This window comes from Brenneria populi (assembly GCF_036016195.1).
Lineage (GTDB): Bacteria > Pseudomonadota > Gammaproteobacteria > Enterobacterales > Enterobacteriaceae > Brenneria > Brenneria populi.
The window spans coordinates 21,940-47,441 of record NZ_JAYWTM010000015.1 but is presented as its reverse complement, the minus strand read 5'-3'; the positions used below and the strand labels follow the sequence as shown (position 1 = coordinate 47,441).

General features: G+C 57.2%; 22 protein-coding genes. 19 read left to right on the top strand and 3 right to left on the bottom strand.

Going from position 1 to position 25,502, the window contains the following annotated elements; translation table 11 throughout:
- Window position 1: 1 nt before the first annotated feature.
- Both leuB and leuA read right to left on the bottom strand, forming a co-directional pair.
- Entirely contained in the window at window positions 2-1,093 is a 1,092-nt protein-coding gene (gene leuB / locus VSX58_RS15075; RefSeq protein ID WP_327618808.1) for a 3-isopropylmalate dehydrogenase, read from the bottom strand.
- Window positions 1,093-2,673, bottom strand: coding sequence for a 2-isopropylmalate synthase (gene leuA / locus VSX58_RS15070; protein WP_327618807.1), 1,581 nt, complete (start codon window positions 2,671-2,673; stop codon window positions 1,093-1,095). Before leuA ends, leuB begins: the two co-directional genes overlap by 1 nt.
- Before the next feature lie 518 nt (window positions 2,674-3,191).
- On the opposite strand from leuA, the gene ilvI reads away from it, so the two are divergent.
- The 5 genes from ilvI (at window position 3,192) to def (ending at window position 8,482) form a co-directional block, all read left to right on the top strand.
- Window positions 3,192-4,910, top strand: a complete 1,719-nt coding sequence (gene ilvI, locus VSX58_RS15065; RefSeq protein ID WP_327618806.1) for an acetolactate synthase 3 large subunit — start codon at window positions 3,192-3,194, stop codon at window positions 4,908-4,910.
- 2 nt (window positions 4,911-4,912) lie between these two features.
- Entirely contained in the window at window positions 4,913-5,404 is a 492-nt protein-coding gene (ilvN, locus tag VSX58_RS15060) for an acetolactate synthase small subunit (RefSeq protein WP_327618805.1), read from the top strand.
- Between the two features lie 227 nt (window positions 5,405-5,631).
- Window positions 5,632-6,636 (top strand): catabolite repressor/activator, encoded by a 1,005-nt coding sequence (cra, locus tag VSX58_RS15055; RefSeq protein ID WP_327612145.1) that lies wholly within the window; start codon window positions 5,632-5,634, stop codon window positions 6,634-6,636.
- 87 nt (window positions 6,637-6,723) lie between these two features.
- On the top strand, window positions 6,724-7,974 hold the full coding sequence (locus VSX58_RS15050) for a DUF2075 domain-containing protein (RefSeq protein WP_327618804.1): 1,251 nt from the start codon (window positions 6,724-6,726) through the stop codon (window positions 7,972-7,974).
- A complete protein-coding gene (def, locus tag VSX58_RS15045; RefSeq protein ID WP_327618803.1) occupies window positions 7,961-8,482 on the top strand; it encodes a peptide deformylase in 522 nt (173 codons plus the stop codon). The genes VSX58_RS15050 and def overlap by 14 nt, the downstream gene beginning before the upstream one ends.
- A gap of 40 nt (window positions 8,483-8,522) precedes the next feature.
- Here def and VSX58_RS15040 read toward each other — a convergent pair whose 3' ends face one another.
- Window positions 8,523-8,996 carry an L-alanine exporter AlaE gene (locus VSX58_RS15040; protein ID WP_327618802.1) on the bottom strand — a complete coding sequence of 158 codons (474 nt, stop codon included), beginning with the start codon at window positions 8,994-8,996 and terminating at the stop codon, window positions 8,523-8,525.
- An 893-nt stretch (window positions 8,997-9,889) separates the two neighbouring features.
- On the opposite strand from VSX58_RS15040, the gene mraZ reads away from it, so the two are divergent.
- The 14 genes from mraZ to ftsA all read left to right on the top strand — a co-directional run bounded on the left by mraZ (window position 9,890) and on the right by ftsA (window position 25,495).
- Window positions 9,890-10,348 carry a division/cell wall cluster transcriptional repressor MraZ gene (gene mraZ / locus VSX58_RS15035; protein WP_239782261.1) on the top strand — a complete coding sequence of 153 codons (459 nt, stop codon included), beginning with the start codon at window positions 9,890-9,892 and terminating at the stop codon, window positions 10,346-10,348.
- A gap of 2 nt (window positions 10,349-10,350) precedes the next feature.
- Window positions 10,351-11,292: a 16S rRNA (cytosine(1402)-N(4))-methyltransferase RsmH gene (gene rsmH, locus VSX58_RS15030; protein ID WP_327618801.1), complete on the top strand. Its 942-nt coding sequence runs from the start codon at window positions 10,351-10,353 to the stop codon at window positions 11,290-11,292.
- Window positions 11,289-11,609: a cell division protein FtsL gene (ftsL, locus tag VSX58_RS15025; RefSeq protein WP_319604624.1), complete on the top strand. Its 321-nt coding sequence runs from the start codon at window positions 11,289-11,291 to the stop codon at window positions 11,607-11,609. The genes rsmH and ftsL overlap by 4 nt, the downstream gene beginning before the upstream one ends.
- Window positions 11,610-11,632: 23 nt before the next feature.
- Window positions 11,633-13,396: a peptidoglycan glycosyltransferase FtsI gene (locus VSX58_RS15020; protein WP_327612140.1), complete on the top strand. Its 1,764-nt coding sequence runs from the start codon at window positions 11,633-11,635 to the stop codon at window positions 13,394-13,396.
- A complete protein-coding gene (gene murE, locus VSX58_RS15015) occupies window positions 13,383-14,870 on the top strand; it encodes a UDP-N-acetylmuramoyl-L-alanyl-D-glutamate--2,6-diaminopimelate ligase (RefSeq protein ID WP_327618800.1) in 1,488 nt (495 codons plus the stop codon). The genes VSX58_RS15020 and murE overlap by 14 nt, the downstream gene beginning before the upstream one ends.
- Window positions 14,867-16,228, top strand: coding sequence for a UDP-N-acetylmuramoyl-tripeptide--D-alanyl-D-alanine ligase (gene murF, locus VSX58_RS15010; RefSeq protein ID WP_327618799.1), 1,362 nt, complete (start codon window positions 14,867-14,869; stop codon window positions 16,226-16,228). Before murE ends, murF begins: the two co-directional genes overlap by 4 nt.
- Window positions 16,222-17,304, top strand: a complete 1,083-nt coding sequence (gene mraY / locus VSX58_RS15005) for a phospho-N-acetylmuramoyl-pentapeptide-transferase (protein WP_327618798.1) — start codon at window positions 16,222-16,224, stop codon at window positions 17,302-17,304. The genes murF and mraY overlap by 7 nt, the downstream gene beginning before the upstream one ends.
- Window positions 17,305-17,307: 3 nt before the next feature.
- On the top strand, window positions 17,308-18,624 hold the full coding sequence (gene murD / locus VSX58_RS15000) for a UDP-N-acetylmuramoyl-L-alanine--D-glutamate ligase (RefSeq protein WP_327618797.1): 1,317 nt from the start codon (window positions 17,308-17,310) through the stop codon (window positions 18,622-18,624).
- Window positions 18,624-19,826, top strand: coding sequence for a cell division protein FtsW (gene ftsW, locus VSX58_RS14995; protein WP_327612135.1), 1,203 nt, complete (start codon window positions 18,624-18,626; stop codon window positions 19,824-19,826). The genes murD and ftsW overlap by 1 nt, the downstream gene beginning before the upstream one ends.
- A complete protein-coding gene (murG, locus tag VSX58_RS14990; protein WP_327618796.1) occupies window positions 19,823-20,914 on the top strand; it encodes an undecaprenyldiphospho-muramoylpentapeptide beta-N-acetylglucosaminyltransferase in 1,092 nt (363 codons plus the stop codon). Before ftsW ends, murG begins: the two co-directional genes overlap by 4 nt.
- A gap of 70 nt (window positions 20,915-20,984) precedes the next feature.
- Entirely contained in the window at window positions 20,985-22,445 is a 1,461-nt protein-coding gene (murC, locus tag VSX58_RS14985; protein ID WP_327618795.1) for a UDP-N-acetylmuramate--L-alanine ligase, read from the top strand.
- Between the two features lie 8 nt (window positions 22,446-22,453).
- Window positions 22,454-23,374: a D-alanine--D-alanine ligase gene (locus tag VSX58_RS14980; protein ID WP_327618794.1), complete on the top strand. Its 921-nt coding sequence runs from the start codon at window positions 22,454-22,456 to the stop codon at window positions 23,372-23,374.
- Between the two features lies 1 nt (window position 23,375).
- Complete coding sequence (gene ftsQ / locus VSX58_RS14975) at window positions 23,376-24,242, top strand: cell division protein FtsQ (protein ID WP_327618793.1); 867 nt, start codon at window positions 23,376-23,378, stop codon at window positions 24,240-24,242.
- Window positions 24,239-25,495: a cell division protein FtsA gene (gene ftsA, locus VSX58_RS14970; RefSeq protein WP_327612130.1), complete on the top strand. Its 1,257-nt coding sequence runs from the start codon at window positions 24,239-24,241 to the stop codon at window positions 25,493-25,495. Before ftsQ ends, ftsA begins: the two co-directional genes overlap by 4 nt.
- Window positions 25,496-25,502: the final 7 nt, after the last annotated feature.

Genomic DNA, 25,502 nt, shown 5'->3' with positions numbered 1-25,502 from the left:
CTCATGCCCCTTGCGCAACAAACCGGGCGATGATGTCGCCCATTTCATCGGTTCCCACCGGGTTGCCTTCGCTGGCCAGATCCGCCGTGCGGTAGCCTTCGGACAGCGCCGTGTTCACCGCTTTTTCAACGGCGTCGGCGGCTTCATCCGCGCCCAGGCTGTAGCGCAGCAGCAGCGCCAAAGATAAAATCTGCGCAATCGGGTTGGCGATATTTTTACCGGCGATGTCCGGCGCGGAGCCGCCGGCGGGTTCGTACAGGCCAAAGCCCTGATCGTTCAGGCTGGCGGAAGGCAGCATGCCCATCGAACCGGTGATCATGGCGCATTCGTCGGACAGAATGTCGCCAAACAGGTTGGAACACAGCACCACGTCGAACTGGGAGGGATCTTTAATCAACTGCATGGTGGCGTTGTCGATATACATATGCGACAGCTTCACGTCAGGGTAGCCCTTGGCGATTTCGCTGACGATTTCGCGCCACAGGATAGAGCTTTGCAGCACGTTGGATTTATCGATAGAGGTGACGATGCCCCGGCGTTTACGGGCGGACTCGAAAGCGATGTGCGCAATACGCTCGATCTCGAAACGGTGATAAACCTCGGTATCGAATGCGCGTTCGTACTGACCGCTGCCTTCACGCCCTTTCGGTTGACCGAAGTAGATACCGCCGGTCAGTTCGCGCACGCACAGAATATCAAAGCCTTTTGCGGCAATATCGCCGCGCAGCGGGCAGAACGCTTCCAGACCCTGATACAGCCGCGCGGGACGCAGGTTGCTGAATAAGCGGAAATGTTTACGCAGCGGCAGCAGCGCGCCGCGTTCCGGCTGTTCGTCCGGCGGCAGGTTCACCCATTTCGGGCCGCCGACCGAACCGAACAGAATCGCATCGGCCTGTTCGCAGCCGGCCACCGTCGCCTGCGGCAGCGGCATTCCCTGACGATCGATGGCGATGCCGCCCACGTCGTATTCGCTGGTGGTAATCCGCATGTCGAAACGCTGGCGTACCGCTTCCAACACTTTGTGAGCCTGTACCATTACTTCCGGGCCAATACCGTCTCCGGGTAAGACGGCAATATGGTAACTCTTTGTCATCACACTGTTTCCTGACTATTTTGTTGTTTGCTGTTGTGCTGCTGCAGACGTTGAATTTCTTTTTCTACCTGCTGAGCGCGTTTGATATTGTTCAGAACGTTCACCATCGCCTGCGCGGAGGATTCAACGATGTCCGTCGCCAGGCCGACGCCGTGGAAACGGCGCCCTTGATAATCCGCCACGATATCTACCTGACCCAGCGCGTCTCTGCCCTGTCCTTTGGCGGTCAGTTGATATTTAACCAGTGAAATACGGTATCCGGTAATGCGGTTGATGGCTTGATAAACGGCGTCGACCGGGCCGTTTCCGGTAGCGGCTTCGGACTGGGTTTCATCGCCGCACACCAGTTTGACCGAGGCGGTCGCCATCACGCTGGAACCGGATTGTACGCTGAAATAGTCCAGGCGATAAAATTCCGCCTCTTCCTGCTTATTGTTGATGAAAGCCAACGCTTCCAAATCATAATCGAAAACCTGGCCTTTTTTATCGGCCAATTTCAGAAATTCGGCGTACAGATTATCCAGATTGTAATCGCTGTCTTTATAACCCATCTCTTCCATACGGTGTTTCACCGCCGCGCGGCCGGAGCGGGAGGTCAGGTTCAGTTGCACCTCTTTCAGGCCGATGGATTCCGGCGTCATGATCTCGTAGTTCTGGCGGTTTTTCAGCACGCCATCCTGGTGGATACCGGAGGAGTGGGCGAAGGCGTTTGAACCGACGACCGCTTTATTGGCCGGGATCGGCATGTTGCAAATCTGGCTGACCAACTGGCTGGTGCGGTAAATTTCCTGATGGTTGATATTGGTCTGCACCTGCAAAATATCCGGACGGGTTTTGATCGCCATGATCACTTCTTCCAGCGCGCAGTTGCCGGCGCGTTCGCCGATGCCGTTCAGCGTCCCTTCAACCTGGCGCGCGCCGGCCTGAACCGCGGCGATGGAGTTACCGACGGCCATGCCCAGATCGTCGTGGCAGTGTACGGAGATAATGGCTTTATCGATATTGGGCACGCGGTTGTACAGCGTGGTGATGATGCCGCCGAACTGAATCGGCGTGGTGTAGCCGACGGTGTCCGGAATGTTGATGGTGCGCGCGCCGGCGTCGATCGCCGCTTCAACGATGCGGCACAGGTTATCAATGGGCGTACGGCCGGCGTCTTCGCACGAGAACTCCACGTCGTCGGTGTAATTACGGGCGCGTTTTACCGAATGAACCGCTTTCTCCACCACCTGTTCAAAAGAGAGACGCAGTTTGGATTCGATATGCAGCGTGGAGGTCGCCAGAAATACGTGGATGCGGAAGGCTTCGGCGACGCGCAGCGCTTCGGCGGCGACGTCGATATCTTTGTCCACGCAGCGGGCCAGACCGCAGACGCGACTGTTTTTGATTTGGCGCGCGATGGTCTGTACGGATTCGAAATCACCCGGGGAGGAGACCGGAAAGCCGACTTCCATCACGTCAACGCCCATCCTTTCCAGGGCTTGTGCGATCTGGATTTTTTCCTTCACGCTCAGACTGGCCTGCAAAGCCTGTTCGCCGTCACGTAATGTGGTATCGAAAATAATAACTTGTTGGCTCATCGGTTTGATTCCTTATCGTATTTACTGGCGCCCGGCGAGTAGTAAAAAAAAACCCGCGCATCGGCGCGGGTTTTTTTATTGGATGGTGCGAAATCAGTTCTGAGTTTCGCCCACCGGCATACCGCGCAACGTAGATGCGTTTAGTAGTAGGCCTAGTAGGAAGAAAGCGTTGAACATGATATCTCGTCATCTGAAAATGGGTTTGCTGTCCCTATTGGTACTTGATTAGCAGGGTTATGTCAATATTTGATTTCTTTTGATGCGTAACGATTAAACGCGCAGGGGGGACGGCTACGCCGTTAAATAACGTTGCGGTTTTAGCGGATAACGGTAGACTGCTGCCCAAATCCTATACGACCGTTACCGTGCGGCGGCGCGGAGATACTGGCTTCAGGTTAGTCCGCCAGGTATATAATAAATGCGCTGTTGAATAAAATAGCAGTGGCAAAATTGAGCACGGGGATTCCCCCTGTCTATATAGAAGCGTACCCGCTTTCTGAATAAAAGAGGCAAAACCCATGGAGATGTTGTCAGGCGCCGAGATGGTGGTCCGATCGTTAATCGATCAGGGCGTAAAACATGTGTTCGGTTATCCCGGCGGTGCAGTGCTGGATATTTATGACGCCCTGCATACCGTTGGCGGCATTGAACATATTTTGGTGCGCCACGAACAGGGCGCGGTGCATATGGCCGACGGCTATGCGCGCGCCACGGGCGAAGTGGGCGTGGTGCTGGTGACCTCCGGTCCCGGTGCGACCAACGCCATTACCGGTATCGCTACCGCCTATATGGACTCGATTCCCATGGTGGTGCTTTCCGGCCAGGTCGCCACATCCCTGATCGGCTATGACGCCTTTCAGGAGTGCGACATGGTGGGAATCTCCCGCCCAATTGTGAAACACAGTTTTCTGGTCAAGCAGGCGGAAGACGTTCCAACCATACTGAAAAAAGCCTTTTATCTGGCATCCAGCGGCCGTCCCGGCCCGGTGGTGGTGGATCTGCCGAAAGACGTGATGAACCCGGCCAATAAGCTGCCGTACATGTATCCCGATCATGTCAGCATGCGTTCATACAATCCGACGGTTCAGGGACATAAAGGGCAGATTCGGCGCGCGCTGCAAACGCTGTTGGCGGCGGAAAGGCCGATTATCTACAGCGGCGGCGGGGTGATCAGCGCCGATTGCCATCAGGAATTGCTGACGCTGGCGGAACAGCTCAATCTGCCGGTAACCACCTCACTGATGGGGTTGGGCGGCTTCCCCGGAACGCACCGTCAATGCCTGGGGATGCTCGGCATGCACGGCACCTATGAAGCCAATATGGCTATGCACAATGCCGACGTGATCTTTGCCGTCGGGGTACGTTTTGACGATCGCACCACCAATAATCTGGAGAAATATTGTCCCGGGGCGACGGTACTACACATCGATATCGATCCGGCGTCGATCTCCAAAACGGTCGCTGCGGATGTGCCGATCGTCGGCGACGCCAAACAGGTGTTGGCCCTGATGTTGGAGTTGCTAGCGCAGGATGGCGCTCAGCAGCAGTTCGACGCCCTGCGCGACTGGTGGCAACATATTGAGCAATGGCGGGCGCGCCATTGCCTGAAATATCACCAGGAGGGCGATAGCATAAAACCTCAGTCGGTGATTGAGACCCTGTATCGTCTGACCGAGGGTAATGCCTATGTGGCCTCGGATGTGGGCCAGCATCAGATGTTCGCCGCGCTTTACTACCCTTTCGATCTTCCGCGTCGCTGGGTCAACTCCGGCGGGCTGGGCACCATGGGGTTCGGGCTGCCCGCCGCGCTGGGCATCAAGCTGGCGTTGCCGCAGGAGACGGTTATCTGCGTCACCGGCGACGGCAGTATCCAGATGAATATCCAGGAGCTTTCCACCGCGCTGCAATACGGCCTGCCGATTGTGGTGGTTAACCTGAACAACCGTTTCCTCGGGATGGTGAAGCAGTGGCAGGATATGATTTATTCAGGCCGCCACTCCAGCTCCTATATGGAATCCCTGCCGGATTTCGTCAAGCTGGCGGAGGCCTATGGCCATATCGGTATTTCCATCAATACGCCCGATGAGCTGGAAAGCAAGCTGGCGCAGGCATTGGCGCAGAAAAATCGTCTGGTGTTCGTGGATGTTCATGTCGACAGCAGCGAGCATGTTTATCCCATGCAGATCCGCGGCGGCGGGATGGATGAAATGTGGTTAAGCAAAACGGAGAGGACCTGATCATGCGGCGGATTTTATCGGTATTACTGGAAAATGAATCAGGCGCACTGTCGCGTGTCGTCGGTCTGTTCTCTCAGCGCGGCTACAACATCGAAAGCCTAACCGTGGCGCCTACCGACGATCCAACGCTGTCGCGCATGACCATTCAGACGGTCGGCGACGAAAAAGCGCTGGAGCAGATAGAAAAACAGCTGCATAAGCTGGTGGATGTACTACGCGTTAGCGAGCTGGGGCAAGGCGCCCACGTCGAGCGTGAAATTATGCTGGTGAAACTGCAGGCCACGGGCTACGGCCGCGAGGAGGTGAAACGCTGCGCCGAGATCTTCCGCGGGCAGATCGTCGATGTCACCACCTCGCTTTACACCGTACAGCTGGCGGGAACCAGCGATAAGCTGGATGCGTTTTTGAACGCGGTGCGCGAAGTGGCGGAGATCGTGGAAGTCGCTCGCTCCGGGATCGTCGGCGTATCGCGAGGCGACAGAATCATGCGCTAAGGCTATTTAGCTAACAAGACCCGGTCATCATCGGGTCTTTTTACTTTTGCATCTACAGATGCCGTATCGCCTGATTTTAACCTATGGATCGGCGGCAATCTGAAATGTGCGGGTATGTGATAAAAGCGGTTGCTGTTCAGCGGCGTCTGCGGTTAGATCTACGCCATATCCATGAGGAGCTTATGGTCATCGCTCTATTTATTTATCCGGCTTATTAAGGGGTTTCCGTGAAACTGGATGAAATCGCGCGTCTTGCGGGTGTTTCACGCACTACCGCCAGTTATGTGATCAATGGAAAAGCAAAACAGTATCGCGTCAGCGATAAGACCGTTGAAAAAGTCATGGCCGTGGTCAGAGAGCATAATTATCACCCCAACGCCGTCGCCGCAGGGCTGCGCGCCGGACGCACGCGCTCTATCGGCCTGGTGATTCCCGACCTGGAAAATACCAGCTATACGCGCATCGCCAACTATCTCGAGCGCCAGGCGCGGCAACGCGGATATCAGCTGCTGATCGCCTGCTCCGAAGATCAGCCGGATAACGAAATGCGCTGTATCGAACATCTGCTGCAACGCCAGGTCGACGCCATCATCGTGTCGACGGCGCTGCCGCCCGAACATCCGTTCTATCAGCGTTGGGCCAATGGCAGTCTGCCTATTATCGCGCTTGATAGGGCGCTGGATCGCGAACACTTTACCAGCGTGGTCGGCGCCGATCTTGAAGATGCCGAGATGCTGGCCCAGGAGTTGAGAAAAATTCCTGCGGAATCCGTTCTTTATCTTGGCGCGCTGCCCGAGCTTTCCGTCAGTTTTCTGCGCGAGCAGGGATTCCGTCAGGCCTGGGCCGGCGATCCCCGCGAAGTGGGCTACCTGTACGCCAATAGTTACGAACGCGGCGTCGCGGCGACGGTATTTGCCGACTATCTTAAAGATCATCCGATGCCTAAGGCGCTGTTTACCACCGCGTTCCCGCTTTTGCAGGGCGTAATGGACGTCACGTTGAAAATGAGCGGGCGTTTGCCGAACAATCTGGCGATTGCCACCTTTGGCGATAATGAATTGCTGGATTTTCTGGAGTGCCCGGTTTTATCCGTCGCCCAGCGTCATCGTGAAGTGGCCGAGCGGGTACTGGAACTGGTGCTGGCTAGCCTGGATGAGCCGAAAAGACCGAAGCCGGGGCTTAACCGTATCCGCCGCAACCTCTATCGCCGAGGTTCGCTCAGCCGACGTTAATTCCGCGCTTCATTGCGCCATATGACCCTCTGGAAAATATGGCGCCTGCAGGCAACGGACGCAATATTCATAAATCAACTGTTTATCATGTCAGAAATCAATCAAGCCAGCTTCAAGCTCTCACCGGAAAAAACGCTCGCCGACGAACAGTACGCATTGAAACGCCGTATTGAGGATTTTCTGAATACGCATCGAGGCGATCGGCATGCTTTCTTTGTGATTCACGGGGAAGCCGGAACCGGCAAAAGCGTTTTATTGAACGCCGTTTTTTGCGACATACAGACCCACGCCCGCCTTCAACCGCGTCACCCGCTGTACGGCAGTGAAAACTATCTGCTCGTTAACCACCCCGAGATGCTTAAAGCCTACAAAAATGCGGCGGACAATCAGCCCAGCCTGCGGAAGAAGGATTATGAGCGGCCCACCACCTTTATCAACCGCATGGACAAACGCGGAGCGATAGCGGATATCGTTCTGGTTGATGAAGCGCACCTGTTGCTGACCCGGCGCGATAGCTACAACCACTTTTTTTTCGATAACCATTTAGAGGAAATTATCCGCCTGTCGCGGATTGTCGTTCTGGTGTTCGACGAGCGGCAGGTGCTGAAATTTAAGAGCCTGTGGAGCGAGAGCCGGCTGTCGCGCATGATGAATCAGTGGCCGCAAGACGTTTATGTGCTGCAACACCAGTTCAGGATGCGGGCCGACGCGGCGGTCCAGCGCTGGATCCGCAGTTTCTGCCGGCGCGAGCTGCTGCCGTTGCCGTCTTCCGCCGCCGGAAGGAAAAGTGATTTCGAAATCCGGGTGTTCGATGACGCTCAGGCGATGTACGACGCCGTAAAAGAAAAAAATGCCTCCAGCGGGCTGTCGCGCATGCTGTCCACTTACGACTACCCTTATCGGCTGGACGGACAGGATTATTTTATCGAAGAAGGGCGGTTTCGCCTGCGTTGGGACCGCTCGAAACCCAGCGAGCGACTGCCGTGGGCGGAGCGGGAAGATACCATCGACGAAGTGGGATCGGTCTATACCGTTCAGGGCTTTGATCTGAACTACGTCGGTCTGATCCTGGGCCCCTCGGTGGCATGGGATGCGCGGAACGAGAGGATTGCGCTCGATCCCGCCAGATACGAAGACAGCACGGCTTTTCACGGCAGGGCGCAGATTGACGACAGTGAAGCGGTGAAAGAGCGCATTATGCTCAATGCCGTCAATGTGCTGATGACCCGCGCCATTTACGGGCTTTACCTGTACGCGCATGATGAGAAATTGCGGACAAAGCTTATATCGCTACAGAAAGCGAGTCGAATTAACGGAGATAACGATGAGTGCAACTGATGTGCTATGGATCGACGATCCGCGGATGCAACAGGTTTCCCGCCCTGTCGGCGCCATAGATGATAGCGTGAAGGCGGCGATCGAACGGATGTTCTCCGTCATTGATGAGATGAAAGATTCGGGGATTGCCGCCATCCAGCTCGGCATTCCGCTGCGCATCATCGCCATCGATATGGCGGACGAACATGGCGAGCGTCAGCGTCTGGCTTTGATCAACCCGCAGATAACCGCCAGCTCGGAAGAGAAGACGTCGCATCTGGAACTCTGTTCTTCCATTCCCGGGCATCCCATGCCGGCGGAGCGCGCAAAACGGGTGACGGTGACGTTTCTCGATCCGGACGGCGAGCGCCGGGAAATTGACGCAGGCGGGGAATTCGCCGTATGTCTGCAGCATGAGATCGATCACCTGGACGGGCTCTCGTTGCTCGACAGCCTCTCCGACCTGAAACGCAGCCGCTTAAAAGCGCAGCTTGCCAAGCGGCGCCGTAAGACGAAAACGAGCGAGTAGCATCTTCCCGCGCGCGCCGATAATCCGGCCGCGCGGGGCGTTAATTCGGCTGCCGCCTATTGGCATCGTGAAATTGACGGGGCGCCGCCACCTTGAATAACCGACGGCAGTATTCCAGAAAGTAGCCATACAGCACCCCCATCGCCATCGAGATAACCGCATTGCTGGCGACGGCGGTCAACATCTGCGCTTCGTCGGCCCCGATAGCCCAAAGAATGGCGAAATACACCGGAGACTGGAAACTGACATAGGCGAACAGGTCGGCGAGGTTGCGTATCAGCAAATGTTCCGATAGATGGCGTGTGGCGCAGGCGAGCACCCGGTCGCGGTAGAGGCCGTAGGGCCAGGCGATCACGATGTTGACCGGAATGGAGAGCAGGCGAGAAGAAAAAGATTGTTCAATGCTCATGCCGGACAGCCCGACTTCGATCGCCATGCCGGTGATAAAGCAGTAGATGACCAGCGCGAAGGTATCCGCGCTTGCGTTGCGTAATCGTGATGTCGAGGAGAACATACTCACTCACTCCAGCTTGGGATGGCGAAGAGCACAAAGGTCGGAACGAATGCCGATCTTTTGGTTTTTTGTTTTGCTTTTAAAATTTTATATAGTGTAGATCACTGCAGTGTTGCTTAATAAGTAGCTAAAAATATTTATTTCTAACCGTTTAATCAGCTTTTTCGCTACTTTATTTCCGGCAATGCGCGGAATCGCTAGTTTATGGCGCAATGATTGTTAAAGATGTTTTTAAACAATGAGTTGTGTTTTTTGTCCGCAGCGGCTCATGCGGATAGTTATATTAATAAAAAGGCGGATATTTGCGGCGGATAATAAATGTCGGGAATAGGCTATCCCGCTTTTAACCATAACCATTAAATGTCGCAGGGGATAATTAATCTGTTTATATAAACAGTGTTTTTATTTCCTTCGGTTGTGAAGTCGGCGCGGCGGAAATGTAAATTTCGCTCGATTTGGCGATTAATAAAGAAACAATGAGCGGGGATGTCAAAAATGTGATGTTGAGCAAATCTTATCGTTGGCAGTATAATGGCCTCAATCCTTGCAAGCCTTGTCTGGTCCGGTCTGCGTCGAGCTAGGACTATTCTGGAAGTGTTTATATTTGGTATCAGTCTGTGACAGTAAAAATAATCGATTGATGAGAATTTATTGCCATTTTTTTATGTAAATTTATTTTTTGAGTGAATTTTTCTTAAATTTTCATGACGTTAATCTTCATTAATTATCCATCCTTATTTTTTCTATCCTCATGTCGGCCCAAATCCATGCAGAAATAATTCCAAAGCGCGCCCGCTCTGGCTTGACAAGGTTTTCATACCCTCCGTACACTCTTCAATGTGGGAATTTGTGGGATAAAGTGGTGAAAAAGGTGGCGAAGGGGTAACTCAGGAATGTTTCGTGGGGCTACGCTGGTTAATCTCGACAGCAAAGGGCGGCTTGCCGTGCCAACCCGTTACCGGGATACGCTGAACGAGGAATCGCAGGGTCAAATGGTCTGCACCATTGATCTTCACCAGCCATGTCTGCTGCTTTATCCCTTGCCCGAGTGGGAAATTATTGAACAGAAGCTTTCTCGTCTGTCGAGCATGATCCCCGCCGAACGTCGCGTTCAGCGTTTGTTATTGGGACATGCCAGCGAGTGTCAGATGGATAATGCCGGACGTTTATTAATTGCCGGGACGCTACGCCAACATGCGGGCCTAACTAAAGAAGTGATGCTGGTCGGGCAGTTCAACAAGTTTGAGCTGTGGGATGAACAGACTTGGTATCAACAGGTCAAGGACGATATCGACGCAGAACAGTCGACTCAGGAAGCGCTGTCTGAGCGATTGCAGGACTTATCACTATAGTCATGCCGGAAAATTATAAACACACAACCGTGTTATTGGATGAAGCCGTTAACGGTCTGAACATTCGCGGTAACGGAATCTATATAGACGGTACTTTTGGCCGCGGCGGCCACTCTCGCCTTATTCTTTCCCAACTGGGTCCGGAAGGACGTTTATTGGCTATCGATCGCGATCCGCAGGCTATTGAAGCCGCTAAAGCGATAGACGATCCCCGGTTTTCCATTATTCACGGCCCGTTTTCAGCGCTGGCGGACTACGTGGCGGAACGCGATCTTACCGGCCGTATTGATGGCGTCTTGCTGGATCTGGGGGTCTCTTCTCCGCAGCTTGACGATCCCGAACGCGGTTTTTCGTTTATGCGCGACGGCCCGCTGGATATGCGTATGGACCCCTCGCGCGGCGTCGCGGCGGCGGAATGGCTGATGAAAGCGGAAGCGGATGATATCGCCTGGGTATTGAAAACATTCGGCGAAGAGCGTTTCGCCAAGCGTATCGCCCGCGCCATTGTGGAGCGTAACCGCGTCGAGCCCATGACGCGAACCAAAGAGCTGGCTGAGCTGATCGCGGCCGCCAGCCCGATTCGCGAGAAGCATAAGCATCCGGCGACGCGCAGTTTTCAGGCGATCCGGATTTATATCAACAGCGAGCTGGAAGAGATTGAACAGGCGTTGAACGGCGCGTTGAGCGCATTGGCTCCGCACGGCCGCCTGTCGGTCATCAGCTTTCACTCGCTGGAAGACCGTATTGTGAAGCGCTTTATCCGCCAGCAGAGCCGCGGTCCGCAGGTGCCGGCAGGCATGCCGCTGACGGAAGAGCAACTGCGCAGCCAGGGCGGACAAACGCTGAAGTCGGCGGGGAAAATGATGCCTTCCTCTGAGGAAGTGGCGGAAAATCCCCGCGCCCGCAGCTCCGTCCTGCGATTTGCCGAGAGACTGCCGGCATGATCGGGCATGAACGTCATGGATTGGTCGGCGTTATCGGCGAGGATCTGCTGCGTAATGCCAAGATCCCGACACTGTTGATGATCGCCGTTCTGGTTTCCGCGGTGTTTGTGGTAACGACGGCGCATAAAACGCGTTTATTGACTTCGGAGCGTGAACATCTGTTGCTGGAGCGCGATGCGCTGGACATTGAATGGCGCAACCTGATTCTGGAAGAGAATTCGTTAGGGGATCATAGCCGCGTTGAGCGGATCGCGACGGAAAAACTGAAAATGGGGCATGTCGATCCGTCACAGGAAAATATTGTGGTCAAGCAATGAACTAAACAGGCATTCAATTAAGCATGAAAGCAGCTCGTACAGGAAGATTAAAACGCCAGGAAGACCAGGCCAGCTTTGTTAGCTGGCGTTTTGCGTTGCTTTGCAGCTGTATCCTGTTGGCGATGGTCGGGCTGATGGTACGCGCCGCTTATCTGCAGGTGATCAACCCCGACAAGCTGGTGCGCGAAGGAGATATGCGTTCCCTGCGCGTACAAGAAATACCGACGGCCCGCGGCATGATCAGCGATCGCGCGGGGCGTCCTCTGGCGGTGAGCGTGCCGGTCAATGCGATCTGGGCCGATCCGAAGGAGCTGAATGACCACGGCGGCATCACCCAGGATACGCGCTGGAAGGCGCTTTCCGATGCGCTCGAAATTCCGCTGGATCAAATGGCCGCGAAGATTAACGCCAATCCCAAAGGGCGTTTCGTCTATCTGGCGCGCCAGGTTAACCCGGCAATCGGCGAATATATCCATAAACTGAAGCTGCCCGGCATCAACCTGCGTCAGGAGTCGCGCCGCTACTACCCTTCGGGCCAGGTGACTTCCCATCTGATTGGTTTTACCAATATCGACGGACAGGGGATTGAAGGGGTCGAAAAGAGTTTTGATCGCTGGTTGACCGGGCAGCCGGGCGAACGTACCGTGCGTAAGGATCGGTTCGGCCGGGTGATTGAAGATATCTCCTCCGTTGACAGTCAGGCCGCGCACAATCTGGCGCTGAGCATCGACGAGCGTTTGCAGGCGCTGGTCTACCGTGAACTGAACAACGCCGTGGCCTTCAACAAGGCGGAATCCGGCACCGCGGTACTGGTCGACGTGAACACCGGAGAAGTGCTGGCGATGGCGAACAGCCCGTCTTATAACCCCAATAACCTGGCCGGCACGCCCAAAGATATTATGCGTAACCGCGCCATTACCGATATTTTCGAACCCGGCTCCACCGTGAAGCCGATGGTGGTAATGACCGCGCTGCAGCGCGGGGTGATCAGAGAAAACAGCGTTCTCAATACCCTGCCTTATTATGTTAACGGCCACGAAATCAAGGACGTGGCGCGTTATAGCGAATTGACCCTGACCGGGGTTCTTCAGAAGTCGAGTAACGTCGGTGTTTCCAAGCTGGCGTTAGCGATGCCGTCCTCTGCGTTGGTCGATACATACTCGCGCTTTGGATTGGGAAAGGCGACCAATTTGGGGTTGGTCGGAGAAAGCAGTGGCTTATACCCGCAAAAACAACGGTGGTCTGACATAGAGAGGGCCACCTTCTCTTTCGGCTACGGGCTAATGGTAACGCCGTTACAGTTAGCGCGAGTCTACGCCACCATCGGCAGCTTCGGGGTTTTCCGCCCGCTATCGATCACCAAGGTCGATCCGCCGGTTGCCGGAGAACGCGTGTTTCCCGAGGCGTTGGTGCGTACCGTGGTTCATATGATGGAAAGCGTCGCCCTGCCGGGCGGCGGCGGCACCAAGGCGGCCATTAAAGGCTACCGGATTGCGATTAAAACCGGGACGGCGAAAAAGGTCGGGCCGGACGGTAAATATATCAATAAATATATCGCCTATACGGCGGGCGTCGCTCCCGCCAGCAACCCTCGGTTTGCTCTGGTCGTTGTCATCAACGATCCCCAGGCCGGCAAGTATTACGGCGGCGCGGTTTCCGCGCCGATATTCGGCGCCATCATGGGGGGGGTTCTGCGTACCATGAACGTAGAGCCTGACGCCTTGCCCTCGGGTGACAAAAGTGAGTTTGTGATTAATCGAGAAGAGGGTTCAGGTGGCAGATCGTAATTTGCGCGAATTATTAGCGCCGTGGGTGCAGGGTGCTCCGGCGTGCGCGCTGCGGGAAATGACATTAGACAGTCGCAATGCGGCTGCCGGGGATCTGTTTGTCGCCGTCGTCGGCCACAAAACGGACGGGCGGCGCTATATCCCGCAGGCCGTCGCGCAAGGCGCGGCGGCGATTATTGCCGAAGCCGGGGATGAAGCCGCCGATGGGACGGTGGATGAAACGCATGGCGTACCGGTGGTGTATCTCAGCAATCTGAACCAGCGTCTTTCCGCTCTGGCGGGACGCTTCTATCAGCAGCCGGCTGAAAAATTACAGTTAATTGGCGTGACCGGCACCAATGGCAAGACCACTACGGCGCAGCTGTTGGCGCAGTGGAGCCAGGCGTTGGGAGAAACCAGCGCCGTGATGGGCACGGTCGGCAACGGCCTGCTGGGGCACATTACGCCGGCGGAAAATACCACGGGTTCGGCGGTCGATGTGCAGCATACGTTACGGCAACTGGTCGATCGCGGCGCGACCTTCGCGGCCATGGAAGTGTCGTCCCACGGCCTGGCGCAAGGTCGGGTGGCGGCGCTGCCGTTTTCCGCCGCGGTGTTCACCAATCTGAGCCGGGACCATCTGGATTATCATGGCGATATGGAGCATTACGAAGCCGCCAAATGGTCGCTGTTCGCCGAGCATCGCGTAGGGCAGATGATTATCAATGCGGATGACGCCGTCGGCCGCCGCTGGCTGGATAAGCTGCCGGATGCCGTCGCCGTCACCATGGAAAACAACCTGGTTCCCGGCTGCCGCGGCCGCTGGCTGAAGGCGACCGTCGTCGATTATCGCGACAACGGCGCCGTTATTCGTTTCGACTCCAGCTGGGGGCCGGGCGAGATTGAAAGCCGCCTGATAGGCGCGTTTAACGTCAGCAATCTGTTGCTGGCGCTGGCCGCTCTGCTGGCGCTGGGTTATCCCCTGAGCCGTTTGATTGCCGCCGGCGCGCATCTGCAGCCGGTATGCGGCAGGATGGAAGCGTTTCACGCTCCAGGCCGCCCGATGGTGCTGGTGGACTATGCCCACACCCCGGATGCGCTGGAAAAGGCGCTGGAGGCCGCGCGGCTGCATTGCGCGGGCCGGCTGTGGTGCGTCTTCGGCTGCGGCGGCGATCGCGATAAAGGTAAGCGCCCGCTTATGGCGGGAGTCGCGGAGCAACTGGCCGATCGCGTCGTGGTGACCGATGATAACCCGCGCAGCGAAGCGCCTTCCGCCATTATCGACGATATCTTGTCGGGCTTTCTGGATGCCGGGCGCGTTCAGGTCATTCATGGGCGGGCGGAAGCCGTTACCCGCGCCGTGATGCAGGCGCAAGAGAAGGATGTGGTGCTGGTGGCGGGTAAGGGCCATGAGGATTATCAATTGATTGGCGATCGCCGTCTGGACTATTCGGACCGTCTTACCGTCGCCCGCCTGCTGGGGGTGATCGCATGATTCGCGTCTCCTTACGACAGATAGCCGCGGTTTTGAACGCCGAATTGATTGGCGGGAACGTCGAGATCGATGAAGTTTCAACCGACACGCGTAAGCTAAACGCCGGCAGCCTGTTCGTCGCGCTGCAGGGCGAGAAATTCGATGCGCATGACTATGCTGAAGCGGCTTTAACAAGCGGCGCCGCGGCGTTGCTTGTCAGTAAGCGCTTACCTGTCGATGCGCCGCAACTGCTGGTGCCGGATACGCGTCTGGCGCTGGGGAAACTGGCGGGCTGGGTAAGAGAGCAGTCAAGCGCGCGCGTCGTGGCGTTAACCGGCTCGTCCGGTAAGACGTCGGTCAAGGAGATGACCGCCGCGATCCTGCGTCAGTGCGGCGATGTGCTTTATACCGCCGGCAACTTTAACAATGATATCGGCGTGCCGCTGACGCTATTGCGTCTGACGCCGGCGCATCAGTTCGCGGTCATTGAACTCGGCGCCAATCATATCGGCGAGATTGCCTACACCACCGATCTGGTGCGTCCACAAAGCGCCTTGGTCAACAACCTCGCCGCCGCGCATTTGGAGGGTTTCGGTTCTCTAGCCGGCGTCGCTCAGGCGAAAGGGGAAATCTTTGCCGGCCTGCCCGCCGATGGGACGGCGATTATTAACGCGGACAGCAACGATTTCCCCCACTGGCAGAGCATGCTGAATCATAAAACGCTGTGGCGCTTCTCGCCCCAGGCGGCCGACGATGTCGATTTCTTTGCCAGCGACGTCAAGGTGCATGCCCAGGGGACGACGTTCAATCTGCATACGCCGTTTGGGCGGATCGACGTCACGTTGCCGTTGCCGGGGCGTCACAACGTGGCGAATGCGCTGGCCGCCAGCGCGCTCTCCATGTCGGTCGGCGCGACATTGGCGGCGGTCAAAAGCGGGCTGGCGCAAATCAAGGCGGTGCCGGGTCGTCTGTTTCCTATCGCGCTGGCGGAAGGAAAGCTGCTGCTGGATGACAGCTACAACGCCAACGTCGGCTCAATGACGGCCGCGGCGCAGGTGCTTGCCGAAATGCCCGGATACCGGGTCATGGTGGTCGGCGATATGGGCGAACTGGGCGAGCACGCCGCGGAGTGTCATCGCCAGGTAGGGGAAGCCGCGCGCGCCGCCGGTATCGACAAGGTATTGAGCGTAGGAAAGTTAAGCGAGCTGATCGGCCGCGCGAGCGGCAATGGCGAACATTTTCAGGATAAAACCGCACTGGTTGCAAGACTTGGCGCGCTGGTGTCTGAGCACCAAATAATAAGCATATTGGTTAAGGGTTCACGTAGCACTGCGATGGAGCAGGTAGTACGCGCATTACAGGAGAATGCAACATGTTAGTGTGGCTGGCCGAGCATCTGGTCAAGTTTTATTCCGGCTTTAACGTCTTTTCCTATTTGACGTTTCGGGCCATCGTCAGCCTGCTGACCGCATTGGTGATTTCTTTATGGATGGGGCCGCATTTGATCGCCTGGCTGCAGCGGCTGCAGATTGGGCAGGTGGTGCGTAATGACGGGCCGGAGTCGCATTTCAGCAAACGGGGAACGCCGACGATGGGCGGCGTGATGATTCTGGCCTCCATCGCCATTTCGGTGCTGATGTGGGTGAATCTCGCCAATCCGTACGTCTGGTGCGTGCTGGTCGTGCTGCTGGGTTACGGCTTTGTCGGCTTTATTGATGATTATCGCAAGGTGGTGCGCAAAGACACCAAGGGGTTGATCGCGCGCTGGAAGTATTTTTGGCAGTCGCTGATCGCGCTGGCGGTGGCGTTCGTCATGTATTCGATCGGTAAGGACACGCCGGCGACGCTGCTGGTGGTGCCGTTCTTTAAGGACGTTATGCCGCAGCTCGGGCTGCTCTACATCGTGCTGGCCTATTTTGTGATTGTCGGCACCAGCAATGCGGTGAACCTGACCGACGGTCTGGACGGGCTGGCCATCATGCCGACGGTATTCGTCGCCGCGGGATTTGCGCTGGTCGCCTGGGCGACGGGGAACATGAATTTTGCCGGTTATCTGCACATTCCTTATATCCGGCACGCCAGCGAACTGGTGGTCGTCTGCACGGCGATTGTCGGGGCAGGGCTCGGTTTTCTATGGTTTAACACCTATCCCGCCCAGGTTTTCATGGGCGACGTGGGTTCGCTGGCGCTGGGCGGCGCGCTGGGCACCATCGCGGTGCTGCTGCGCCAAGAGTTTCTGCTGGTGATTATGGGCGGCGTGTTCGTGGTGGAAACGCTGTCGGTCATTTTGCAGGTAGGGTCTTTTAAGTTACGTGGTCAGCGCATTTTCCGTATGGCCCCGATTCATCATCATTATGAACTTAAAGGGTGGCCGGAACCGCGCGTCATCGTACGTTTCTGGATTATTTCGCTGATGCTGGTGCTGATCGGCCTGGCAACGCTGAAGGTACGGTAAAATATGGTGGACTATCAGGGTAAAAAAGTCGTCATCATCGGGTTGGGGCTAACCGGCCTCTCCTGCGTCGATTTCTTTCTCGCGCGCGGCGTGCTGCCGCGCGTAGTGGATACCCGCGTCAGTCCCCCCGGATTGGATAAGCTGCCGGAAAATGTCGAGCGCCATCTCGGCGATCTCAATGAGTCCTGGCTGATGGATGCCGATTTGATCGTGGCAAGCCCGGGCATCGCCCTGTCCACCCCCATCCTGCGCGACGCCGCGGACGCGGGCGTTGAAATCGTCGGCGATATCGAGCTGTTTTGCCGTGAAGCCCAGGCGCCCATCGTGGCGATTACCGGCTCCAACGGTAAAAGCACGGTGACGACGCTGGTCGGCGATATGGCGCGCGCCGCCGGTTGGCAGGTGGGCGTGGGGGGAAATATCGGCCTGCCGGCGCTGCGGCTGCTTCAGCATGAGTGCCGGCTTTACGTGCTGGAGCTGTCGAGTTTCCAACTGGAGACCTCCAGCAGCCTGCATGCGGCGGCGGCGACCATTCTGAACGTGACCGAAGACCATACCAACCGCTATCCGTTCGGCCTGCAGCAGTATCGCGCCGCGAAGCTGCGTATTTACGAAAACGCCAAGGTGTGCGTGGTGAATGCGGACGACGCGCTGACGATGCCCGTTCGCGGCGCGGATGAGCGCTGCGTCAGCTTCGGCGTCGACGTCGGCGACTACCACCTGAACCGCCAGCAGGGAGAAACCTGGCTGCGGATTAAAGGGGAGCGGGTATTGAACGCCCGGGAAATCAAGCTGGTAGGGCAACACAACTACACCAATGCGCTGGCGGCGCTGGCGCTGGCCGATGCCGTCGGCATTCCGCGCTCGTCCGCTTTAACCGCGCTGACCGCTTTTACCGGGCTGAACCATCGGTTCCAGCTGGTTTGGGAACGCAACGGCGTGCGCTGGATAAATGATTCCAAGGCCACCAACGTCGGCAGTACCGAAGCGGCGTTAAACGGTCTGAAAGTCGAGGGCACCTTGCATCTGTTGCTGGGGGGAGACGGCAAATCCGCCGATTTCTCTCCTTTGCTGCCCTACTTTCAGGGCGATAACATCCGGCTTTACTGTTTCGGCCGCGATGGCCGGCAGCTGGCGGCGCTGCGCCCGGAAATCGCCGAGAACACGGAGACAATGGAGCAATCCATGCGGCTGATAGCGGGACGCGTGGCGCCCGGCGATATGGTGTTGCTGTCGCCTGCGTGCGCCAGCCTCGATCAGTTCCGCAGTTTTGAACACCGGGGCGATGAGTTTGCCCGCTTGGCGGAGGAGTTGGGCTAATGCGCTTCTCTGGGCTGGCGTTAATCGAACGTTTAAGAAACTGGGTTATGGGGTCGCGGGAGAGCGATTCGCTAAGCCTGGTGCTGTATGACCGCACTCTGGTGTGGTTGACGTTCGGGCTGGCCGTCATTGGTTTTGTGATGGTGACCTCGGCTTCGATGCCGATCGGACAGCGTTTGGCGGACGATCCTTTCCTGTTCGCCAAGCGCGACGCGTTGTATCTGGGGCTGGCCTTCGCCCTGGCGATGGTGACGCTGCGCATTCCGATGGAGATTTGGCAACGTTACAGCCCGGTTCTGCTGTTGGCGGCGATGCTGATGCTGCTGGTGGTGCTGGCGGTCGGCAGCTCGGTGAACGGGGCGTCGCGCTGGATCTCCCTGGGGCCGCTGCGTATTCAGCCCGCCGAATTGTCCAAGCTGGCGCTGTTTTGCTATCTCTCCAGCTATATGGTGCGCAAAGTGGAGGAAGTGCGTAATAACTTCTGGGGCTTCTGCAAGCCGATGGGCGTGATGGTGGTGCTGGCCGTGCTGCTGTTGGCGCAGCCGGATCTGGGGACGGTGGTCGTGCTGTTTATTACTACGCTGGCGATGCTGTTTTTGGCGGGCGCGAAACTGTGGCAGTTTCTGGCCATCATCGGCTGCGGTATTTTCGCCGTTTGCCTGCTGATTATCGCCGAGCCTTATCGTATGCGGCGCGTGACCTCCTTCTGGAATCCGTGGGAAGACCCGTTCGGCAGCGGCTACCAGTTGACCCAATCGCTGATGGCGTTCGGGCGGGGCGAACTGTGGGGGCAAGGCCTGGGAAATTCGGTGCAGAAGCTGGAGTATCTGCCGGAAGCGCATACCGACTTTATTTTCTCCATTTTAGGCGAAGAGCTCGGCTATATCGGTGTGGTTTTAGCGCTGTTAATGATATTCTTCGTCGCTTTTCGTGCGATGTCCATCGGACGGCGTGCGCTGGAGATCGACCAGCGTTTTTCCGGCTTTCTGGCGTGCTCCATCGGCATCTGGTTCAGTTTTCAGACGCTGGTAAACGTCGGGGCGGCGGCGGGAATGCTGCCGACCAAAGGGCTGACGCTGCCGTTAATCAGCTACGGCGGTTCAAGTTTGCTGATTATGTCGACGGCCATTGTTTTGTTGTTACGCATTGATTTTGAAACGCGTCTGACAAAAGCGCAGGCGTTTACGAGGAGCGCCAGATGAGTGGCGAAGGAAAGCGTTTACTGGTGATGGCCGGCGGCACGGGAGGACACGTTTTCCCCGGTCTCGCCGTCGCGCACCATTTGATGGCTCAAGGCTGGCAGGTGCGGTGGTTAGGCACCGCGGATCGTATGGAAGCGGATTTGGTGCCCCGGCACGGTATCGATATTGATTTTATCCGTATCTCCGGGCTGCGGGGGAAAGGATTGAAAGCCCAGCTGAGCGCGCCTGTGCGCATTTTCCGCGCCGTGCGCCAGGCGCGGGCGATTATGCGTAGCTATAAGCCGGATGTGGTGCTGGGGATGGGCGGTTATGTTTCCGGTCCCGGCGGTTTGGCCGCCTGGCTGTGCGGCGTTCCCGTGGTGCTGCATGAGCAAAACGGCATCGCCGGGCTGACCAATCGCTGGCTATCGCATATCGCCAGGAAAGTCTTACAGGCCTTCCCCGGCGCGTTTCCGCGGGCGGAGGTGGTCGGCAACCCGGTAAGAAGCGATGTGCTGGCTCTGCCGGCGCCGGAAATCCGTCTGGCCGGACGCAGCGGGCCGATTCGCGTTCTGGCGATCGGCGGTAGTCAGGGCGCAAGGATTCTGAATCAGACGCTGCCGGGCGTCGCCGCGCGCTTAGGCGACGGCATTACGATTTGGCACCAGGTCGGTAAAGGCGCTCTGGCGGAGGTGCGGCAGGCCTATCGGCAGGCCGGCCAGACTCAGCATCGGATCGCCGAATTTATTGATGATATGTCCGAGGCATACGCCTGGGCCGACGTTGTGGTATGCCGCTCCGGAGCGCTGACGGTCAGCGAGATCGCCGCGGCGGGATTGCCGGCGCTGTTCGTGCCTTTCCAGCATAAGGATCGGCAGCAATATTGGAACGCTCTGCCGCTGGAAAAAGCGGGGGCGGCGAAGATTATCGAACAGCCGCAGTTTAACGCGGCGTCCGTAAGCGACGTCCTGGCGCGCTGGGATCGCGCCACGCTGATGTCGATGGCGCAAAAGGCGCGTTCGGTGTCCGTTCCGGATGCGACCGAGCGCGTGGCGGCGGAGGTCTGCGCCGCCGCAGGCGGCCGAACTACCGATGTAGTTCATGGTTAGATGATTGATTAATTTAATATCGCCGGGCGGTACCGCCGCCGGGGATTGAATAAGGTAGCGATAGAAAAAAGTGAATACTCAACAACTGGCGAAACTGCGTTCAATCGTGCCCGAGATGCATCGCGTCCGGCACATCCACTTTGTCGGCATCGGTGGCGCCGGCATGGGCGGTATCGCCGAAGTGTTGGCTAATGAAGGTTATGAAATCAGCGGCTCCGATCTGGCGCCGAACGCCGTGACGCAACAGCTGAGCGAGCTGGGGGCGCGGATTTATTTTCATCACCGGGCTGAAAACGTGCTGAACGCCAGCGTGGTCGTTGTTTCCAGCGCTATTTCCGCCGATAACCCGGAGATCGTGGCGGCGCACGAGGCGCGTATCCCGGTGATTCGCCGCGCGGAGATGTTGGCGGAATTAATGCGTTTTCGTCACGGCATAGCCGTTGCGGGAACGCACGGCAAAACCACGACGACGGCGATGGTCGCCAGCATTTATGCCGAGGCCGGGCTGGATCCGACGTTTGTCAACGGCGGTTTGGTCAAGGCGGCGGGAACGCACGCGCGTCTGGGCTCCAGCCGCTATCTGATCGCCGAAGCGGATGAAAGCGACGCCTCGTTCCTGCATTTGCAGCCGATGGTGGCGATCGTAACCAATATCGAAGCCGACCATATGGATACCTATCAGGGCGACTTTGAGAATTTGAAGCAGACGTTTATTAATTTCTTGCACAATTTGCCGTTTTACGGACGGGCGGTAATGTGCGTGGATGACGACGTCATCCGCGAGCTGCTGCCGCGGGTCGGGCGCCATATCACCACCTACGGCTTTAGCGATGACGCCGATGTGCGCATCGCCGGCTATCGGCAGGTCGGCGCGCAGGGGCACTTTACGCTGGCGCGTCAGGATAAGCCGCTGCTGCACGTCACGCTGAACGCGCCCGGCCGCCATAACGCGTTGAACGCCGCCGCCGCCGTCGCCGTGGCGATGGATGAAGGCATAGACGATGGGGCGATTTTACGCGCGTTGGAACGATTTGAAGGAACCGGCAGACGGTTCGATTTTTTAGGCGAATACCCGCTGGAGCTGGTTAACGGCCAGAGCGGCAGCGCCATGCTGGTGGATGACTACGGACACCATCCGACGGAAGTCGACGCCACCATCAAGGCGGCGCGGGCTGGCTGGCCGGACAAGCGTCTGGTGATGATTTTCCAGCCGCATCGCTATACGCGTACGCGCGACCTATACGATGACTTCGCGCATGTTCTGTCGCAGGTGGATGTGTTGCTGATGCTGGATGTGTATCCGGCGGGCGAATCGCCGATTCCGGGCGCGGATAGCCGCTCTCTGTGCCGCACCATTCGCGGACGCGGTAAGATTGATCCGATTTTAGTGACCGATGTGGATACTTTGCCGGAACTGTTGTCACAGGCGCTACGTGATGGGGATCTGATCTTGGTGCAAGGCGCCGGCAATATTGGCAAGCTGGCGCGGAAACTGGCTGATTCCAGGCTACAGCCGCAGATAAGTGAATGAGGAACATCATGACAGAGAAAGTCGCTGTACTACTTGGTGGAACCTCTGCCGAACGCGAAGTATCGTTGCTTTCAGGTCAGGCGGTGCTGGCAGGTTTGCAGGAAGCGGGGATTAACGCCCACGCTATCGATACGCGCGAGTTTCCGGTGACGCATCTCAAGGATGAGGGGTTCACGAAAATTTTTATCGCGCTGCATGGCCGCGGCGGCGAGGACGGCACGTTACAGGGCCTGCTGGAGTTTTTACGGCTGCCCTATACCGGCAGCGGCGTGATGGCGTCGGCGCTGACGATGGATAAACTGCGCACCAAGCTGGTGTGGCAGGCGTTAGGGTTGCCGGTGTCGCCTTTCGTCGCTCTGAACCGGCAGACCTTTTCCGCCATCGACGCGGATGAACTGGCGAAAAAATTCGTCCACTTGGGCATGCCGTTGATTGTTAAACCCAGCCGCGAAGGCTCCAGCGTGGGTATGAGCAAGGTTAACCAGATCGGCGAGTTACGGGCGGCGCTGGAGACGGCTTTCCGCCATGACGACGAGGTTCTGGTGGAAAAATACCTGAGCGGCCCGGAGTATACGGTCGCTATCCTGGGCGATGAAGTGCTGCCCTCCATTCGTATTCAGGCCGCGGGCACGTTTTACGACTATGAGGCGAAATATCTGTCGGATGAGACGCAGTACTTTTGCCCAAGCGGTTTGTCGCCGGAAAAAGAGCAAGCGCTGGCCGAGCTGTCGATGGCGGCTTACCGCGCGCTGGATTGCAGCGGTTGGGGCCGGGTGGATCTGATGATGGATAGCGATGGCGCGCCTTATCTGCTGGAAGTGAATACCTCTCCAGGTATGACGAGCCACAGTCTGGTGCCGATGGCGGCGCGGCAACGGGGCCTGACGTTCTCACAGCTGGTTGTCAGGATCCTGGAGTTGGCTGACTGATATGTCGCAGGCAGCACTGAATACGCGTGGACGAGAACACGAGCCTCGCGGGACGCGCCGCAGTAATGGCGGCCAACTGGCGGGATTGATTTTCCTGCTGATGGTAGTAGGGACGATCGTCTGGGGCGGCTGGATGGTCGTGGAATGGATGAAAGACGCCAGTCGTTTGCCGTTGTCCAGAATGGTGGTGACGGGAGAAAGGCAATACACCACCAACGACGATATTCGTCAGGCGATTTTAGCGCTGGGTTCGCCGGGCACCTTTATGACCCAGGATGTGAACGTGATCCAGCAGCAGATTGAGCGTCTGCCGTGGATCAAACAGGCCAGCGTACGTAAGCAGTGGCCGGATGAATTGAAGATTCATCTGGTTGAATATGTTCCGGTCGCGCGTTGGAATGACCTATTAATGGTTGATAATGACGGGAATTCTTTCAGCGTGCCGGCCGAGCGCATCGGCAACCGCAATATGCCGCTGCTGTATGGACCGGAAGGCAGCGAAAAAGAGGTGCTGGAAGGGTATCGGACTATGAGCCGAACGCTGGCCGCAGGAAAGTTTACCCTGAAAATGGTGGCGATGAGCGCGCGCCATTCATGGCAGCTGGCGCTGAATGACGATACTCGCCTTGAACTGGGGCGGGACGATCGGGCCCGGCGTTTAGATCGCTTTATCGAGCTTTATCCGCTGTTGCAACGTCAGGCGCAGAGCGATAACAAACGTATCAGCTATGTCGATCTGCGATATGACTCTGGTGCGGCGGTAGGCTGGGGGACGGCCTTGTTTGAACAGCAGAACGCCGATGGGCGGCAAGATGGCGATCGGCAACAGAATAGTAATCAGAATCAGGCACAGGCTAAACAACAATGATCAAGTCGACGGACAGAAAACTGGTAGTTGGGCTGGAAATCGGTACGGCAAAGGTGGCTGCGCTGGTGGGGGAGGTTCTGCCCGATGGCATGGTCAATATTATCGGGGTGGGCAGCTGTCCGTCTCGCGGTATGGATAAAGGCGGCGTCAACGATCTTGAGTCGGTCGTCAAGTGCGTTCAGCGCGCGATCGACCAGGCCGAACTGATGGCTGATTGCCAGATTTCCTCGGTTTATCTGGCGCTCTCCGGCAAACATATCAGCTGTCAGAATGAGATAGGCATGGTGCCTATCTCGGAAGAAGAGGTCACGCAGGAGGACGTGGAAAGCGTGGTGCATACCGCCAAGTCGGTACGCGTGCGCGATGAGCACCGCGTTCTCCACGTGATTCCGCAAGAGTATGCGATTGATTACCAGGAAGGTATTAAGAATCCGGTCGGATTGTCCGGCGTGCGTATGCAGGCGAAAGTCCACCTGATTACCTGCCATAACGACATGGCGAAGAATATCGTTAAGGCCGTAGAGCGCTGCGGCCTGAAAGTGGATCAGCTGATTTTCGCCGGTTTGGCGTCCAGCTACGCCGTATTGACGGAAGATGAGCGGGAACTGGGCGTTTGCGTTGTCGATATCGGCGGCGGAACCATGGATATCGCGGTTTACACCGGCGGCGCCCTGCGGCATACCAAGGTTATCCCTTACGCGGGTAACGTGGTGACCAGCGATATCGCCTACGCCTTCGGCACGCCGCCGACCGACGCCGAAGCGATCAAAGTCCGTCACGGATGCGCGCTGGGGTCGATCGTCGGCAAAGACGAAAATGTCGAGGTTCCCAGCGTCGGAGGGCGCCCGCCGCGCAGCCTGCAACGGCAGACGCTGGCGGAAGTGATCGAACCACGTTACACCGAACTGTTGAATTTGGTGAACGACGAACTTTTACAGTTGCAGGAGCAGTTGCGTCAACAAGGCGTTAAGCACCATCTGGCGGCGGGTATCGTGCTTACCGGCGGTGCGGCGCAGATAGACGGCCTGGCGGCCTGCGCGCAACGGGTGTTCCACACTCAGGTGCGCATCGGTCAGCCGCTAAATATTACAGGTCTGACGGATTATGCGCAGGAACCTTACTACTCCACGGCGGTCGGGTTACTGCATTACGGTAAGGAGTCTCACCTGGGCGGTGAGCATGAGGTCGAAAAACGCGCTTCAGTGAGCGGCTGGTTCAAGAGAATCAATAGCTGGCTGAGGAAAGAATTTTAATTTATCA

Bases quoted from the DNA above. Each gene is read 5' to 3' on its own strand.
- murF (WP_327618799.1), top strand. From the start codon at position 14,867: ATGATTCGCGTCTCCTTACGACAGATAGCCGCGGTTTTGAACGCCGAA.
- VSX58_RS14980 (WP_327618794.1), top strand. From the start codon at position 22,454: ATGACAGAGAAAGTCGCTGTACTACTTGGTGGAACCTCTGCCGAACGC.
- VSX58_RS15020 (WP_327612140.1), top strand. From the start codon at position 11,633: ATGAAAGCAGCTCGTACAGGAAGATTAAAACGCCAGGAAGACCAGGCC.
- VSX58_RS15050 (WP_327618804.1), top strand. From the start codon at position 6,724: ATGTCAGAAATCAATCAAGCCAGCTTCAAGCTCTCACCGGAAAAAACG.
- leuB (WP_327618808.1), bottom strand. From the start codon at position 1,093: ATGACAAAGAGTTACCATATTGCCGTCTTACCCGGAGACGGTATTGGC.
- leuA (WP_327618807.1), bottom strand. From the start codon at position 2,673: ATGAGCCAACAAGTTATTATTTTCGATACCACATTACGTGACGGCGAA.
- ftsL (WP_319604624.1), top strand. From the start codon at position 11,289: ATGATCGGGCATGAACGTCATGGATTGGTCGGCGTTATCGGCGAGGAT.
- mraY (WP_327618798.1), top strand. From the start codon at position 16,222: ATGTTAGTGTGGCTGGCCGAGCATCTGGTCAAGTTTTATTCCGGCTTT.
- ftsA (WP_327612130.1), top strand. From the start codon at position 24,239: ATGATCAAGTCGACGGACAGAAAACTGGTAGTTGGGCTGGAAATCGGT.
- def (WP_327618803.1), top strand. From the start codon at position 7,961: ATGAGTGCAACTGATGTGCTATGGATCGACGATCCGCGGATGCAACAG.
- murG (WP_327618796.1), top strand. From the start codon at position 19,823: ATGAGTGGCGAAGGAAAGCGTTTACTGGTGATGGCCGGCGGCACGGGA.
- mraZ (WP_239782261.1), top strand. From the start codon at position 9,890: ATGTTTCGTGGGGCTACGCTGGTTAATCTCGACAGCAAAGGGCGGCTT.
- ftsQ (WP_327618793.1), top strand. From the start codon at position 23,376: ATGTCGCAGGCAGCACTGAATACGCGTGGACGAGAACACGAGCCTCGC.
- murD (WP_327618797.1), top strand. From the start codon at position 17,308: ATGGTGGACTATCAGGGTAAAAAAGTCGTCATCATCGGGTTGGGGCTA.
- ilvI (WP_327618806.1), top strand. From the start codon at position 3,192: ATGGAGATGTTGTCAGGCGCCGAGATGGTGGTCCGATCGTTAATCGAT.
- rsmH (WP_327618801.1), top strand. From the start codon at position 10,351: ATGCCGGAAAATTATAAACACACAACCGTGTTATTGGATGAAGCCGTT.
- ftsW (WP_327612135.1), top strand. From the start codon at position 18,624: ATGCGCTTCTCTGGGCTGGCGTTAATCGAACGTTTAAGAAACTGGGTT.
- ilvN (WP_327618805.1), top strand. From the start codon at position 4,913: ATGCGGCGGATTTTATCGGTATTACTGGAAAATGAATCAGGCGCACTG.
- VSX58_RS15040 (WP_327618802.1), bottom strand. From the start codon at position 8,996: ATGTTCTCCTCGACATCACGATTACGCAACGCAAGCGCGGATACCTTC.